Source organism: Pseudomonas sp. JAI120, from assembly GCF_014207255.1.
Lineage (GTDB): Bacteria > Pseudomonadota > Gammaproteobacteria > Pseudomonadales > Pseudomonadaceae > Aquipseudomonas.
Genome location: NZ_JACHCZ010000001.1, coordinates 1,357,452 through 1,371,954, shown reverse-complemented (window position 1 = coordinate 1,371,954; position 14,503 = coordinate 1,357,452). Strand labels below are relative to the sequence as shown.

At 62.0% G+C, this 14,503-nt stretch carries 12 protein-coding genes; 8 read left to right on the top strand and 4 right to left on the bottom strand.

Translation table 11 applies throughout. The features are described from left to right. Nucleotides 1-99: 99 nt before the first annotated feature. Both HDC32_RS06285 and HDC32_RS06280 read left to right on the top strand, forming a co-directional pair. Nucleotides 100-1,560, top strand: coding sequence for an NAD-dependent succinate-semialdehyde dehydrogenase (locus tag HDC32_RS06285; RefSeq protein ID WP_131698230.1), 1,461 nt, complete (start codon nucleotides 100-102; stop codon nucleotides 1,558-1,560). 20 nt (nucleotides 1,561-1,580) lie between these two features. After that, nucleotides 1,581-2,666 carry a tartrate dehydrogenase gene (locus HDC32_RS06280; protein ID WP_184743000.1) on the top strand — a complete coding sequence of 362 codons (1,086 nt, stop codon included), beginning with the start codon at nucleotides 1,581-1,583 and terminating at the stop codon, nucleotides 2,664-2,666. Between the two features lie 683 nt (nucleotides 2,667-3,349). Here the strand turns inward: HDC32_RS06280 and HDC32_RS06275 are convergent. Then, a complete protein-coding gene (locus HDC32_RS06275) occupies nucleotides 3,350-4,276 on the bottom strand; it encodes a glyoxylate/hydroxypyruvate reductase A (RefSeq protein ID WP_184744116.1) in 927 nt (308 codons plus the stop codon). A gap of 193 nt (nucleotides 4,277-4,469) precedes the next feature. Between HDC32_RS06275 and gabT the strand changes: the two genes are divergently transcribed. The 6 genes from gabT to HDC32_RS06245 all read left to right on the top strand — a co-directional run bounded on the left by gabT (nucleotide 4,470) and on the right by HDC32_RS06245 (nucleotide 10,830). Further along, nucleotides 4,470-5,762, top strand: coding sequence for a 4-aminobutyrate--2-oxoglutarate transaminase (gabT, locus tag HDC32_RS06270; protein WP_184742997.1), 1,293 nt, complete (start codon nucleotides 4,470-4,472; stop codon nucleotides 5,760-5,762). A 48-nt stretch (nucleotides 5,763-5,810) separates the two neighbouring features. Further along, nucleotides 5,811-6,455 carry a 2-haloalkanoic acid dehalogenase gene (locus HDC32_RS06265; RefSeq protein ID WP_131698227.1) on the top strand — a complete coding sequence of 215 codons (645 nt, stop codon included), beginning with the start codon at nucleotides 5,811-5,813 and terminating at the stop codon, nucleotides 6,453-6,455. Nucleotides 6,456-6,500: 45 nt separating this feature from the next. Next, nucleotides 6,501-6,989 carry an Lrp/AsnC family transcriptional regulator gene (locus tag HDC32_RS06260; protein ID WP_010449292.1) on the top strand — a complete coding sequence of 163 codons (489 nt, stop codon included), beginning with the start codon at nucleotides 6,501-6,503 and terminating at the stop codon, nucleotides 6,987-6,989. A 426-nt stretch (nucleotides 6,990-7,415) separates the two neighbouring features. Then, nucleotides 7,416-8,186, top strand: a complete 771-nt coding sequence (locus tag HDC32_RS06255) for a DUF4198 domain-containing protein (RefSeq protein WP_237683117.1) — start codon at nucleotides 7,416-7,418, stop codon at nucleotides 8,184-8,186. A 28-nt stretch (nucleotides 8,187-8,214) separates the two neighbouring features. Next, the gene (locus HDC32_RS06250; RefSeq protein WP_167655757.1) at nucleotides 8,215-9,420 is read left to right on the top strand and encodes a DUF1624 domain-containing protein; all 1,206 of its coding nucleotides are present in this window, start codon (nucleotides 8,215-8,217) and stop codon (nucleotides 9,418-9,420) included. A gap of 69 nt (nucleotides 9,421-9,489) precedes the next feature. Beyond that, complete coding sequence (locus HDC32_RS06245) at nucleotides 9,490-10,830, top strand: OprD family porin (RefSeq protein WP_221461918.1); 1,341 nt, start codon at nucleotides 9,490-9,492, stop codon at nucleotides 10,828-10,830. Nucleotides 10,831-10,837: 7 nt separating this feature from the next. Here HDC32_RS06245 and HDC32_RS06240 read toward each other — a convergent pair whose 3' ends face one another. The 3 genes from HDC32_RS06240 to HDC32_RS06230 form a co-directional block, all read right to left on the bottom strand. Beyond that, on the bottom strand, nucleotides 10,838-11,662 hold the full coding sequence (locus HDC32_RS06240; RefSeq protein ID WP_145336238.1) for a 5'-nucleotidase, lipoprotein e(P4) family: 825 nt from the start codon (nucleotides 11,660-11,662) through the stop codon (nucleotides 10,838-10,840). A gap of 135 nt (nucleotides 11,663-11,797) precedes the next feature. Continuing rightward, the gene (locus tag HDC32_RS06235) at nucleotides 11,798-13,006 is read right to left on the bottom strand and encodes a DUF1835 domain-containing protein (protein WP_184742991.1); all 1,209 of its coding nucleotides are present in this window, start codon (nucleotides 13,004-13,006) and stop codon (nucleotides 11,798-11,800) included. Between the two features lie 310 nt (nucleotides 13,007-13,316). Then, nucleotides 13,317-14,393 carry an aldo/keto reductase gene (locus HDC32_RS06230; RefSeq protein WP_145336234.1) on the bottom strand — a complete coding sequence of 359 codons (1,077 nt, stop codon included), beginning with the start codon at nucleotides 14,391-14,393 and terminating at the stop codon, nucleotides 13,317-13,319. Between the last annotated feature and the right edge of the window lie 110 nt (nucleotides 14,394-14,503).

The window sequence follows — 14,503 nt, the reverse complement described above, 5'->3', positions numbered from 1 at the left end:
GGTGAATTTCAGCACGGCACGCTGCTTTAACCGCGCTTTCGGCATCCTCGTTTGCGGCACCTCCCTAGACTGGAGCGTGTCTCGGATCAGGACTCGACCATGCTCAAGAATCGCTTGCAAGACCCCAGCCTGCTGGCTGAACTCGCCTACGTAGATGGCCAGTGGATCGCTGCCGACAGCGGCGCCACCCTGGACATCCGCGACCCCGCCACCGGCCACTTGATTGCCCAGGTGCCGGCCATGGACGCGGTGGACACCCGCCGCGCCATCGAAGCTGCCGAGCGTGCCTGGCCCGCCTGGCGCGCCCGCCCGGCCGCCGAACGCGCGGCGCTGCTGGAGCGCTGGTATCAGGCGATGATCGACAACCTCGATGACCTGGCGCTGATCATGACCTGCGAACAGGGCAAGCCGCTGAACGAAGCCCGTGGCGAAGTGCGCTACGGTGCCGGTTTCGTCAAATGGTTCGCCGAGGAAGCGCGCCGGGTCTACGGCGAAACCATGCCCGCACCCAGTGGCGATCGCCGTTTGCTGACCCTCAAGCAACCGGTGGGCGTATGTGCCGCCATCACCCCGTGGAATTTCCCCAATGCGATGATCACGCGCAAATGCGCACCGGCGCTGGCCGCCGGTTGCCCGATCATCGTCAAACCCTCGGACCTCACGCCGCTGTCGGCCCTGGCCCTGGCGGTGCTGGCCGAGCGCGTCGGCATTCCGGCCGGGGTGTTCAATGTAATCACCGGCTTGCCCGCCGGCATTGGCGAAGAGCTGACCGGCAACCCGGCGGTGCGCAAGATTTCCTTTACCGGCTCCACCGCCGTCGGCCGCCTGTTGATGCGCCAGAGCGCCGAGCACATCAAACGCTTGAGTTTGGAACTGGGCGGCAATGCGCCGTTTATCGTGTTCGATGACGCCGACCTTGAACAGGCGGTGGCCGGGGTGATGCTCAGCAAATTTCGCAACGCCGGGCAAACCTGCGTGTGCGCCAACCGCATCCTGGTGCAGGACGGTATCTACGCGCGTTTCGCGGCGCGGCTGGTGGAAGAGGTGGGCAAGCTCAAGGTCGGCAACGGTCTGGAAGACGGCGTGACGATCGGCCCGCTGATCAACCCCGCAGCGGTGAACAAAGTCGCGCGGCATATCGACGACGCCCTGAGCCAGGGCGCCCAGTTGCTGTGCGGCGCAGTCCCCAGCGGCGACAGCCAGTTCGTGCAGCCCACGGTACTCGGCGACACCCACGCCGGGATGTTGCTGGCCAATGAAGAAACCTTCGGCCCGGTGGCACCGCTGATGCGCTTTACCGACGAAGCCCAGGCCCTCGCCTTGGCCAACGCCACCCCGTACGGCCTGGGCGCCTACTATTTCACCCAGGACCTGCAGCGCTCGTGGCGCTTTGGTGAGGCCCTGGAGTTCGGCATGGTCGGGCTCAACACCGGGATCATCTCGATGGAGGTCGCGCCGTTCGGCGGCATCAAGCAATCGGGCCTGGGACGCGAGGGCAGCAAGTACGGCCTGGACGAATACCTTGAAGTCAAAGCCTTCCATATCGGCGGCTTGAACTGAATTTTTGCGAGGCACGCACCATGAGCAAGGCATTCAGAATCGCCGCGATAGCCGGCGATGGCATCGGCAAGGAAGTGCTGCCCGAAGGGCTGCGGGTACTGGAACAGGCCGCCAGGATCTGGGACCTGAACCTGAGCATCGAAGTGCTCGACTGGGCTCACTGTGATTACTACCTGGAACACGGGCAGATGATGCCCGAGGACTGGTTCGAGCAGCTCAAGGGCTTTGACGCGATCTACTTCGGCGCCGTGGGATGGCCGGACAAAGTCCCGGACCATATCTCCCTGTGGGGCTCGCTGCTCAAGTTTCGCCGCGACTTCGACCAGTACGTGAACATCCGCCCGGTGCGGCTGTTTCCCGGCGTGCCGTGCCCACTGGCTGGGCGCAAGCCGGGGGACATCGACTTTGTGGTGATTCGCGAAAACACCGAGGGCGAATACTCCTCGGTGGGCGGCAAGATGTTCGAAGGCACCGAGCATGAGTTTGTACTGCAGGAGTCGGTGTTCACTCGACGTGGGGTTGATCGCATTCTCAAGTTTGCCTTCGACCTGGCCCAGACTCGTCCGCGTAAGAAGCTGACGGCGGCGACCAAGTCCAATGGGATTTCCATCAGCATGCCTTACTGGGATGAGCGCACGGCATTGATGGCGGCGAACTATCCCGAGGTAACGTGGGACAAGCAGCACATCGATATTTTGTGCGCGCGGTTTGTGTTGCAGCCTGATCGGTTTGATGTGGTGGTGGCGTCGAATCTGTTTGGCGACATTCTGTCGGACCTGGGGCCGGCGTGTGCGGGGACCATTGGGATAGCACCGTCGGCGAACCTGGATCCGGAGCGGCGGTTTCCGTCGTTGTTCGAGCCGGTGCATGGGTCGGCGCCGGATATCTATGGGCAGAACATTGCCAATCCGATTGCGATGATCTGGTCGGGGGCGTTGATGTTGGACTTTTTAGGCAATGGGGATGGGCGGTATCGGGCGGCGCATGATGGGATATTGCGGGCGATTGAGGCGGTGATTGCAGAAGGGGTGGTCACGCCGGATTTGGGGGGCAGGGGATCGACTCAGGATGTGGGGGTTGCGATAGCTGGGCGGCTTTTTGATTGAGTACATATCCGTTGCTGCGGTAACGGCTGCCTATGGTTCCGCTCTTACAGCGGGTCACTTTTGGAGGGACCCAAAAGTAACCAAAAGGTACAACACTCGGCACCTCGCCTAGGCTCGGTGTGCCCTCACTCCGGCTTTGGAGCGTGGGCCGCCGCGATGGGCCATCCCTGGCCCAGCGCGGCTAACCCGGCGTCCTGCCGGGTTACCCACGCTCCAAAGCCTGCGTTCGGCCAGCGTGTTTGACGGGGCGATTTTAGATCAAAAGCCAAAGCGCGGCGGCCTTAGAGCCGACCGGGGTTGGGTCTGGTGTATTCGGTAAAAAATGTGGGAGGGGGCTTGCCCCCGATTGCAGTGGGTCAGTACCAAATCCATCACATGACACTCCCTCATCGGGGGCAAGTCGAATCGTCGCACCGCCCCTCCCACATTTGGATCTCCATATATCAGATGGACCTCGGTTTGCTTCTGCTCTGCTTTTGCTCCGGCTTTTGATCTTGATCTCAGGCGCCCCGTTAAACACGCTGGCCGGAGTGAGGGCACACCGAGCCTAGGCGAGGTGCCGAGTGTTGGGGCAAGAGCCCTTTGGTTACTTTGGGCTGGGCCGGCATTCCGGCTCTTTTCCAAAGTGACCCGCCGTAAGGGCGGAACCCTAAGTCGCCGTTATCGCAGCAACGGATAGGTACTCAATACCCCCGCAACCGATCCACCTCACCCACCATCTCCTCCCCCCGCTCAAACCGCCGAATATTCTCCAACAACACCCCAAACGCACTTTCCGGCTGCGTCATCGCCGCAATATGCGGCGTCAACAATACCTGCGGGTGCTCCCAAAACGGATGCTCCGGCGGCGCCGGCTCTTCCCGCAGCACATCCAGCACGGCCCCACTCAACTGCCCACTCTCCAGTGCCTCGAGCAAATCCTCTTCAACCAGGTGCCCCCCACGGCCCATATTCACCAACCCCGCCCCCCGTGGCAGTTGCGCAAACAAGCGTCGGTCCAGAATCCCCTGGGTCTGCTCCGTCAACGGCAACACGCACAGCAAAATATCGCACTGGCTAAGAAACGCCGGCAGTTGCGCTTCCCCCGCATAACACTCCACCCCCTGCACCTGGTGCGCACTGCGCGCCCAGCCGGACAGGGCAAAGCCCAGCGGTGCCAAGGTCGCCAGAATCTGCTGGGCCTGGGCTCCCAGGCCCATCACCCCTACGCGCCGGTTCGCAGCCGGCTGCAACAGGTGTGCCTGCCAACAGCGCGCCACCTGCTGCTGGCGGTAGCGCAGCATGTCGCGGTGCAGGCTGAGCACCGCCCAACTGGCGTACTCGCACATGCCGCGGGTGATGCCCGGATCCAGCAGGCGCACCACCGGCAGGCCCGCAGGCAGACAGTCCAGATCCAGTTGATCGACACCGGCCGACAACGCAAACAACACCTTCAGGTTGGGCAGCACGTGCGCCAGATCTTCCGGCGCCTGCCAGGCGGCCAGGTAGTCGACCTCGGAGGGGGTGCCGATGTCGGGCCAGGCGCGCCATTCGATATCTGGCGCGTGTTGGGCAAAGAGTGCCTGCCAGTGTTGGCCGCGCACCGGGTCAGCTTTGTAGAGCAAGGCCATGGGCATTTCCTGCTGGATGAAGGTAGCGATCATCATCCCCCAAGCCCGGCGCAGGATCTGTTGAAACGCGGGGCGAAAACAGTTGATCCGAATTTCTCACGGGGCAAGTTCGGCGTAGTTCGTTGCCCGCAGGTCGTACTCTGGACAGCATCGCAACCACCTTCCGGTTGCCGGACTCACGATGGGAAATGCCATGAATAGCAAAGTCGACGAAACCCCTCATTTGCTCCGTCAGCGCGAGCAGTTCGTGCCCCGTGGCCTGGTGACCGCGCACCCGCTGGTGATCGACCGTGCCCAGGGCGCCGAGTTGTGGGACGTGGATGGCAAGCGTTACCTGGACTTCGTCGGCGGTATCGGCGTGCTCAACATCGGTCATAACCACCCCAAGGTGGTCGCCGCTGTGCAGGCCCAGTTGCAGAAGGTCTCCCATGCCTGCTTCCAGGTGGTTGCCTATCAGCCTTACCTCGACCTGGCCCAGCGTCTGTGTGAAATGATTGGCGGCCAGGAAGCGTACAAAGCGGCGTTCTTCACCTCCGGCGCCGAGGCGGTGGAAAATGCGGTGAAGATCGCCCGCGCCCATACCAATCGCTCGGCGGTGATCGCCTTCCGTGGCGGTTTCCACGGGCGCACGTTGCTGGGCACCACGCTCACCGGCATGAGCCAGCCCTACAAGCAGAACTTCGGGCCGTTTGCGCCGGAGGTGTTCCACACCCCGTACCCGAATGCTTATCGCGGCGTGACCAGCGACATCGCGCTCAAGGCCCTGGATGAGTTGCTGGCGACCCAGGTAGCGCCGGAGCGGGTGGCTGCAATCATCATCGAACCGGTGCAGGGCGACGGCGGTTTCCTCACCGCGCCACCTGAGTTTCTCCAGGCGCTGCGAGCGTTGGCCGACAAGCATGGCATCGTGTTGATCCTCGACGAAATCCAGACTGGCTTCGGTCGCACCGGCACCTGGTTCGGTTTCCAGCATGCGGGTATCCAGCCCGACCTGGTGACCGTGGCCAAGAGCCTGGCCGGCGGCTTGCCGTTGTCCGGCGTAGTCGGCAAGGCGCACATCATGGATGCACCATTGCCCGGCGGGCTGGGCGGCACCTACGGCGGTAATGCGCTGGCCTGTGCGGCGGCGCTGGCGGTGATCGATGCGTTCGAGCAGGAGCAGTTGCTGGCGCGCAGCCAAGTACTGGGCGAGCGTCTGCGCCAGGGTTTGCTCGATTTGCAGGCGCGCTACTCGCGCATCGGCGATGTGCGCGGCACCGGCTTTATGTTGGCGATGGAATTGATCAAGGATGACCCGGCCCGCACCCCGGATGCCGACCTCAACCAACGGCTGATCGATGAAGCCCGGACCGGTGGTCTGCTGGTGATCAAATGCGGGGTGCATCGCAATGTACTGCGCTTCCTCGCGCCGTTGGTGACCACCGAAGCCCAGGTCGACGAAGCGCTGAAAATCCTCGACGGTGCCTTGGCACGGGTCTTGAACTGAGGCTGTGCCCACTATGGGCCAACTGCAGCATTGGAGGCTTGACCCCACATGGGACTGACAGATTATCGAGCGTTGCTGATCGATTGCGATGAAGTGCTGGTGGATCGCGATTCCGGGGTGTGGGCGGCGTTGCAACCGCTGCTCGACAGCCGTGGCGGGCAGCCGGCCAAGGACCAGGTGCTGGCCGAATTCAATGCGCAGGTTGCCCAGCTCTATCCGCGTTTCGCCGAGCTGGGCTTCAGTGGCGTGTTGTGTTTTGCCCATCGCCAACTGGCAGAGGCGTGGGGATTGCACGCCAGTTGGGAGGAGGGCATGAGCTTTGCCCGTTCGGCGGGCAATTGGTCGTTGTTCGAGGATGCCCCGGGGGCGATGCTGTACCTGCGCAAGTTCTACCGATTGCTGGTGCGTGGCGACCGTGATGCCGAGGATCGCGGGGTGTTGTGCGAGCGATTGGGGATTGCACCGGAAGATTTCATTTCCCTCGCCGAAGACCCGCAATGGCTCACGGACCAGGGCGAGCAGTTGCAACCGGTGCTGCATGTGACGCGACCGTCAGTCGGCGCACACGCGGCGCTGGACCGCTGTTTGATCGGCCGCCACCGGGCGCGGCAGCCTTCGCCTTGCGCGGCGGACTACTGCATCAACAGCATGGCGGATCTGGTGGCGCAGCATCAGCTGTCTTTACGGCGCTGATTTTGCTAGAAGATTGTCTTACAAACGGCAGTCAAGAGGTACGCAATGGAAGGGCAAGTCAAGCTGGACCGGATCGACATCAGTATTCTGGTTGAATTGCAAAAAGACGGCCGGATGACCAATGTCAGCCTCGCCGACGCCGTGGGCCTGTCCGCCAGCCCGTGCCTGCAACGGGTCAAGCGGCTGGAGTCGGCCGGGTATATTTCCAGCTACAAGGCGCACTTGAACCTGGCCAAGATCACCGACTCGGTCACGGTGTTTACCGAGATCACCCTCAGCGACCACAAGCGCGAAGACTTTGCCAAGTTCGAATCGAATATCCGCCTGGTGGACGAAGTGCTCGAGTGTCACTTGATCAGTGGTGGCTACGACTATCTGGTGCGTTTCATGACCCGCAGCATCCAGCATTACCAGGAAGTGGTTGAAAGCTTGCTGGACAAGAACATCGGTATCTCCAAGTACTTCAGCTATATCGTGATCAAGTCACCGGTGCTCAAGGATGGCGTGCCGTTGCGCAAGTTGCTGCGGCACTGACACACGCTCGCTTTCCTGTGGGAGGGGGCTTGCCCCCGATGGCGGTCTGTCAGTTGACCCCGCTTTATGGGGTGAGCCGGTTCAAATGTGGGAGCTGGCTTGCCTGCGATGCAGGCACCTCGGTACATCAGGTACACAGCTTTCCGCAGAACGTGGAAACGATCAAAGCTCACTGCTTTTGCACCTCAATTGGACACACCCACTCGTAGTCTTGGCTAAACGCCTCATCTCGACGCAACCCGCATAAAACACTTTTTTGGACCCTTAAACAGTGGTCTGCGCCGATCCGTGGGCGCAATTCGGCGCATACCGCAAAAGGGCCTGCGTTGTAATGCGTGCAGAGTGAGGGAGCGCAGGGCTGTGCGGTGTTTTCCAGCCGCGACAGCCTTGTGTTGAACACCACCAATCGGAGCGAAAAAAATGCGAATGAGCAACGCAAAAGCACTGTTGGGTTATGGGGCGTTCATGCTGGCAACCGCCAGCGAGGCGCATCAGATTTGGTACGAGCAACTTCCCGGCCAGCCCCTGGCCTTGTACTACGGGGAATATGACAAGAACGTGCTGGAGGTCACGCCGGGGGGAATGGACCGGTTCAGGCAACTCCAGGCGTGGTCGATGGCCGACCGGTCGGCACCGCTGCAGCTGAGCCTGCAACGCCAGGCGTTCATGCTGGCTGAGCAGCCCAGTCCCGAGGATTCGTTGCTGGCGCAAGACCTGCACTATCCGATGTTCGATGTGCATGAAGGCGCCAAGACCTTGAAAGCCGCTTGGACGCCGGCCACGCGTTGGGTCGGTGACCTGCGTGCCCGTAGCCCGGAGCTGATCCTGGATATCGTGCCCACCGGCGTTGCCGATGCGGGCCGTGCGCAGTTCCGGGTGTTCTTCGCGGGCAAGCCGCTGACGGGCCAGGAAGTGATGCTGGAAACCGCCTCCGGTGAAGTCTTCAAGCAGCGCAGCGATGCCGCCGGCAACGTCAGCTTCGAGCTGCCCTGGCAGGGCACTTACGTGGTGGCCGTCGAGTACCAGGACAACAGCCCTGGCGAGCGTCTTGATCCGGCGGGTAAACCCGAGCGGTTTGACGTCAAACGCTTCAGTTCGACGTTGTCGTTCCACCGCCAGCAAGGCCAGGCGCCGTTACCTCGCGCGCCGTCGCAACTGCCGGCATCGGAAGTCGCCAGGCTGAAAAAGTCAGCCTGATTCATTGCCTCCTTCATGAGTGATTGATATGACCCTTTCTTCAGGATTGGCCGGTCAGGCGGGCACTGTTGCGCCGACGCTTGCCCGCACGAACGTCACGGCGGCCACGCGCATGCTGGCTATCGATGCGCTGCGTGGTTTTGTGATGCTGTTGATGCTCATCGACCATGTGCGCGAAACCTTCTTGCTGCACCGACAGGTCACCGACCCGATCGATGCCTTGAGTGTCACCCCGGACTTGTATTTCACCCGTATGCTCAGCGAGATCTGCGCCCCGGCGTTTATCTTTCTGACGGGCTTGTCGGCCTGGCTCTACAGCCAAAAACACAGCGCCCGCGAAACCTCGGTGTTTTTGCTCAAACGCGGTCTGTTCCTGGTGTTCCTGGAAATCACCTTCGTGTGCTTTGCCTGGAACGCCGAGTTCCCGCCCAAGACGTTATGGCTTCAGGTGATCTGGTGTATCGGCCTGTGCATGATCGTGCTTGCCGGTTTGCTGCACTTCAAACGTGCCTGGCTGATCGTGCTGGGGGTGGCGATTGTTGCCGGGCATAACCTGCTCGATGGCGTGACAGTCGGGCCGGAGTCGCCGTTCTTCGTGCCCTGGTCGATCCTGCATCAGCGGGTGTTTATCGACATTACCGAATTCACCCGCGCCCGCACGACTTACCCGATATTGCCGTGGATCGGTGTGATCTTGCTGGGCTGGGGCATCGGCCCGTGGTTTGGCAAGGCGATGCCGTCGGCGGAGCGTATCTCCCGCCTGGTCAAGCTGGGTACAGGCTTGCTGGTCGCGTTTGTGTTTATCCGCTACCTCAACGTGTATGGCGAGAAACCCTGGGTGCAGACCGGTGATGCATTGCGCACCTTCATGAGCTTCATGAGCGCGAAGAAATACCCGCCGTCGCTGATGTTCCTGATGCCCACCCTGGGCCTGTCGCTGCTGTTGTTGGCACTGTTCGAGAAATGGCAGTCCCGCTGGGCTACCGCGACCCTGGCGATCTACGGTGGGGCGCCGATGTTTTTCTACTTGCTGCACCTCTACGTGCTCAAGGCCATGTACCTGGTCGCGCTGGCGATCTGGGGCGCTAACCAGGGCACGTACTACGGTTTTGACGACCTGCCGGTGGTGTGGTTGTGGAGCGTGATACTCGGGGTGTTGCTGTTCTTCCCGACGCGCTGGTTCGCCGGCCTCAAACAGCGTCGTCGCGACATCGCGATTCTCAAATACCTCTGACGGAACCAACGGTGTTCTGCGCCCTGCGGAACACCTTTGCCTGACACGTTCTGGAGTCAAACCGTGAAGATGCTATCGACCCGCACCCTGCTATTGGCACTGGGAGGGCAGAGCCTGCTCGCCTTCGCCGCCGAACAAGACACCGCCAAAGGCTTTATCGAGGACAGCCAGTGGAACCTGCTCAACCGCAGTGTCTACGACCGCCGCGACTACCAGCATGGCGCCCTCAGCAACGGCGCTCGCAACGCCTACAAACCGCGATCCCAGCGCAGCGACCTGGCGGAGGAATGGGCCTATGGCCTGATGGCTGACTACGCCTCGGGTTTCACCACCGGCACCCTGGGTTTTGGCCTGGATGCACACGTTTATTCCGCCTGGCAACTGGACAGTGGCGGTGGACGTGCCGGGAAGGCACGGCTATTGGGGGTGGACAATGACGGCCACCCCAAGGAGCAGTTCAGCCGCGGTGGTGCAGTTGCCAAACTGCGCTTTTCCTCAACCGAATTGCGCTATGGCGAGCAGCGGGTGAAAACCCCGGTGTTTGCCTCGTCCGACAGCCGCTTGCTGCCCGAAACCGCGACGGGATGGTTGTTGACCAGCCGCGAGTTGCCGGCCACCACCCTGTTCGCGGGGCACTTCAATGAGAGCACCGACCGCAACGCCAGCAGCCATGACCGAGGATTTGTCGTCAACTATTCCAACGGCAAGCAAGGCGATCGCTTTGACTTGGTGGGCATACGCAATACGGCAATCAAGGGACTGAGCGCCAGCGTGTTCAGTGCTGTCTATGAAGACACCTGGCGCCAGCATTACCTGGGGGCGGTCTACACCCGGCCGCTGTTTCCCGGCCAGGCACTGACCGTTGACCTGAACCTGTATCGCACCCAGGACACCGGCAAGGCGTTGTCCGGGCGCATCGATAACACCACATGGAGCCTGCTCTCGACGTATCGGTTCGGTGCCCACAGTGTGGGCGTGGGCTATCAGAAAGTCAGTGGCGACACGCCGTTCGACTACGTGACGCGCGGGGCGATTTACCTGAGCAACGCCGTGGCGCTGTCCGATTTCAACGCCCCCCGGGAGGCCTCGTGGCAGGCGCGCTATGACTTGGACCTGGCGGGCCATGGCATGCCCGGCCTGAGCCTGGCGGCGTTGTATGTACGCGGCAGTGGTATCGACGGCCGCCATATGGATCCTGGTGGCGGCTACCCATGGCTCGGCTACGGTGATGGGGGCAAGCATTGGGAGCGTGACCTGCAAGCACGCTACGTGGTGCAGTCCGGTGTCGCGAAAAACCTCGCCTTTACCCTGCGCCACGCCGTGCACCGGGGCAATGCGGCGCAGGCGGAGCTGGATGCCAACCAGATCCGCCTGGCGGTCGAGTACCCGTTGGGCGGGCGCTTGCACTAGTCCGGCGTTACTCCTGCAACTGCAACGCCTGCTGCTTGAGCTGGCGTTTCTGCGCGAACGGCAGCTTTTCATCATCCCCATAGGGCGCGCTGTACCAGTTGCCATAGGTCGGGTTGGGCAGCAAAAACCAGCGCTGCCCCAGCCAGTTCACATAGGGTTCGACCGCCTTGCGCTGGGCCTCGAGGGTATTGTGTTCGGCCTGGACGAAATCCCCCAGGGAATCACCGGCCATCAACAGCACGCGAGCCTGGCTGGCGACCCATTGGCGGCGGCAGTTCTTGCCGTAGCCGGCGCTTTCGCAGTGCCCGGTAGGCGTGCTGGCGGCGAGCACCTGTTGATTGCTCTCCACCGGAAAACCGCGCAGGCGCAGGTTGGCCACAGTGGCCGCGACCTGGCTGTGTTCGCGGTTGGTCAGGTAGTAAACCGTGATGCCTTTTTGTTGTGCCGCTTGCAGGAACGCCACGGCACCGGGGAGGGCCTGGGCATTCGCCTGGTCGACCCAGGTGTTCCAGCGGTCGTAGCCATACACCTGGTTATTGATCACGTCGCGGGCATTGAGCGGCACGTTGTCCAGCAGGGTTTCATCAATGTCTACCACCACCGCCGGCGGCAGGCCGCTGAGGTTGCGTGGGGGGAAGGGCAGCGCGTCCCAGCGGGGATCGGCCAGCGCCACGTCGAGCTGGCGGGTGGCATTGGCGAAGACCTGGCGATAGATCAACTCGTGTTCGATGGAGGTCTGGGTCCAGAGTACGGCGTCGAGCTGGTCGTTGGCCGGCGGCGTTTGTTGACAGCCTGCCAGCAGGCACAGGCTGGCGAAGATCAGGGGTCGCATGCAGGGGGCTCGCAGGGAAAGGGCGCGTGGGCGGCACATTAGCCTAATCCCGCGTTGATGCACCACCGTCTTCAGCCTGGGCGCCGATGACTACTAAAACAGCCCGCCGTGGGTGATGCACGGCGGGCTGCTTTTTTACTGCGCTCTGTACTGGGGGCGCAGAGCCTCGTCAATCATCCAGTGCGGTTGGCCGGGCCTGATGCACGTACCGCCCACCCAGCGTTCGTGGCTGGCATGGTCGAGCCAGTACGCCTGTCCGTTGAGCACTTCATGGCCCAAGGGAGTCAGCGCCAGCGGCCGACGCGGCCAGTCCAGATGCGTCTCGGTTTCCGTCAGCAACGGCTGCTCGCCATCGATCAACGGCCGCAACAGCGCATGAAACATCATATCCCCCAGGAACGGCAGCGGGTCGCGCCTGGCCATCAGCTCGGCGAACACACGGCCAAATGGCAGCGTCCCGGCTTCGGCGAGGTAGGTCAGGGCCAGGCGTTCGGTCAGCGACAGGCCGTCCTGGGTGCCCGGCAGTTCCTGCAACTGACGCAACAGCGCCGGGGCCAGCAAAGGCAGGGCGGGGTGTTTACCATGGGCAAGCTTCGCCAACTTCGTCGGTGAGCTGTCGCAATAGGCCGACCAGGCCTGTTTGGCCAGTTGCACCGCATCGTCACCGATCAAGCGCCGCTGTGGCCATAGCCACGCCAATACATCGGGCGCCAACTGGCCGATACCGATAAAACGCTCGACACCGGGGATACGATCCACCTCGATCAGCTCCAGCTTGGGCGGCATCTGCTCCAGGCCGGCCAGGGCACGGATCAGGAACAACTGGTCATAGGCGTCCGCCTCGCACCACAGCACGCTGTGCTCGGCGCTGGCCAAGGAGTGGAGCTGATCGTATTCATCGTCGACGCGGCGCGTGACGTCCGCTGCGGGCAGGGCAAAGGTCTGGCTGATGAAAGCGCTGCGCAGGGCGCGGAATTCTGCGGTGGGTACGTCGCGCACCGGGCCCATGCATAGCGGGTCGCTCAGCATGTGGAAGTGGCCCTTGAACCCGGCAATCTGAAGGCTATGGGCAATGTCATTGCCGCAGCGCCAGTGGGTGGTGCGTGCTTCGTCGCTGGCGGCAAAGTCGGGATGGCGGGCGGCGAAGTCAATGGCGTCGACATGGGCCTTGAGCTTGGGCCAACTGCTGAAACCCAGTTGCCTGGCGATCTCCCACTGAGCCTGGGACAGGGTGGCGCTGGGGTCCTGGGTTTTCAGCTGCCGCAACAATTCCTTGGCGCGCTTGCGCTGCTGCTCAAGGTTGAGACGGCCATCGGTGTTGGAGGATACAGGGCGTTGCGACATACGATCTCCTTGCACAAACCTTTTCCGCTTTAAGGTTGGGAGTCGTAGAAATGAGGTGGAGCCTGACTGTCTTGGGCGCAGCCCTTTCCGCGGAAGGTGGCGTAGAGAGCGCCAGGCGGGAAATATAGGCACTGCGGCGTTTGATTGCAAATCAGGCTTGGGATCAAAGCCGTACTCTTTTTGGGGTTGGTACGGGATTAAATGTGGGAGGGGGATTTGCCCCCATGTCAGTCAGTGAAGACGTAGAAAGGGCCAAAAGTAACCTGTGGTGAGGGAACAAGCGCCCTCGCCACAGGTACGCTGTTCTGGATTATTTGTCCTTGCGTGCATCCATGGTTTTCTGGTGCTCGGCCAGGAACGGCTGCTCTGCCGGATCGAAGCGATCAATCCCGGCAGTAAAACGATGCCAGTACGGATACAACGGTTGGCGCCGTGTCACCGCTTCAATGCGCGCGAACTGTTCTTCGGTGAGTTTCAACTCTGTGGCCGCCAGGTTGTCGCGCAGATGCGCTTCAGTGCGGGCGCCGACGATCAGGGAGGTAATCCCTGGACGGTCCTTGAGCCAGGCCAGGCAGGTGCGCGCCACCGACACGCCCTGTTCATCGCCCACGGCGGCGAGGGTCTCGATGATGTCCAGCGCACGTTCCTGGTCATGTACGTAGGGTTCGGGCCAGCCGCTGCCCTGGCGGGTATTGGCCGGTGGCTGGTGCCCGCGGCGGGTGGAGCCGGTCAGGAGGCCTTCGCCCATCGGCCCCCACACCAGAGTGCCCACGTGCTGGTCCAGGGCCAATGGCAGCAACTCGTACTCGGCCTCGCGGGATTCCGGCGTGTAGTAGATCTGCTGGGTGATGGGCTTGAGCATGCCGTGCAATTCGGCCTTGCCGAGGGTTTTCATCATCTGCCAGGCAGTAAAATTGCTGGTGCCGAAGTAACGGATTTTCCCCGACCCTACCAACAGCCGCAGGGCTTCGAGGGTTTCCTCGATGGGGGTCATGCCGTCCCAATTGTGCAATTGGTACAGGTCGATATGGTCAGTGCCCAGGCGCTTCAAACTGGCCTCGCAGGCGCGAATCAGGTGGTAGCGCGAAGAGCCTGAGTTATTCGGGTTTTTGTCCACCGGGCTGCGGCCCTTGGTGGCCAGCAGGATATCGTTGCGCTTGTCGCCCAAGGCTTTGCCGACGACTTCTTCGGCCAGCCCATGGGAGTAGAGGTCGGCGGTGTCGACCATATTCACCCCGGCGTCGAACGCGATATCGAACATGCGCCTGGCCTGGGGCACGTCTACCGACCCGCATTTTTCAAACTCGGCGCGACCGCCAAAGGGCACGGTGCCGAGGATGATTTCGGATACCAGCAGGCCCGAATGGCCCAGTTGTCGGTATTGCATGTCGTCTCCTACTTAACGTTGAACCTGAAGTTCTGAACGACGTGGGTGACGATAGTTTGAATTTTTTCATGAAAACTTCCCGCGCGGGCCTCACCATTACGCCCAACAGG

Bases quoted from the DNA above. Each gene is read 5' to 3' on its own strand.
- HDC32_RS06235 (WP_184742991.1), bottom strand. From the start codon at position 13,006: ATGTCGCAACGCCCTGTATCCTCCAACACCGATGGCCGTCTCAACCTT.
- HDC32_RS06240 (WP_145336238.1), bottom strand. From the start codon at position 11,662: ATGCGACCCCTGATCTTCGCCAGCCTGTGCCTGCTGGCAGGCTGTCAA.
- HDC32_RS06260 (WP_010449292.1), top strand. From the start codon at position 6,501: ATGGAAGGGCAAGTCAAGCTGGACCGGATCGACATCAGTATTCTGGTT.
- HDC32_RS06265 (WP_131698227.1), top strand. From the start codon at position 5,811: ATGGGACTGACAGATTATCGAGCGTTGCTGATCGATTGCGATGAAGTG.
- HDC32_RS06250 (WP_167655757.1), top strand. From the start codon at position 8,215: ATGACCCTTTCTTCAGGATTGGCCGGTCAGGCGGGCACTGTTGCGCCG.
- HDC32_RS06230 (WP_145336234.1), bottom strand. From the start codon at position 14,393: ATGCAATACCGACAACTGGGCCATTCGGGCCTGCTGGTATCCGAAATC.
- HDC32_RS06275 (WP_184744116.1), bottom strand. From the start codon at position 4,276: ATGGCCTTGCTCTACAAAGCTGACCCGGTGCGCGGCCAACACTGGCAG.
- HDC32_RS06280 (WP_184743000.1), top strand. From the start codon at position 1,581: ATGAGCAAGGCATTCAGAATCGCCGCGATAGCCGGCGATGGCATCGGC.
- HDC32_RS06285 (WP_131698230.1), top strand. From the start codon at position 100: ATGCTCAAGAATCGCTTGCAAGACCCCAGCCTGCTGGCTGAACTCGCC.
- HDC32_RS06255 (WP_237683117.1), top strand. From the start codon at position 7,416: ATGAGCAACGCAAAAGCACTGTTGGGTTATGGGGCGTTCATGCTGGCA.
- gabT (WP_184742997.1), top strand. From the start codon at position 4,470: ATGAATAGCAAAGTCGACGAAACCCCTCATTTGCTCCGTCAGCGCGAG.
- HDC32_RS06245 (WP_221461918.1), top strand. From the start codon at position 9,490: ATGCTATCGACCCGCACCCTGCTATTGGCACTGGGAGGGCAGAGCCTG.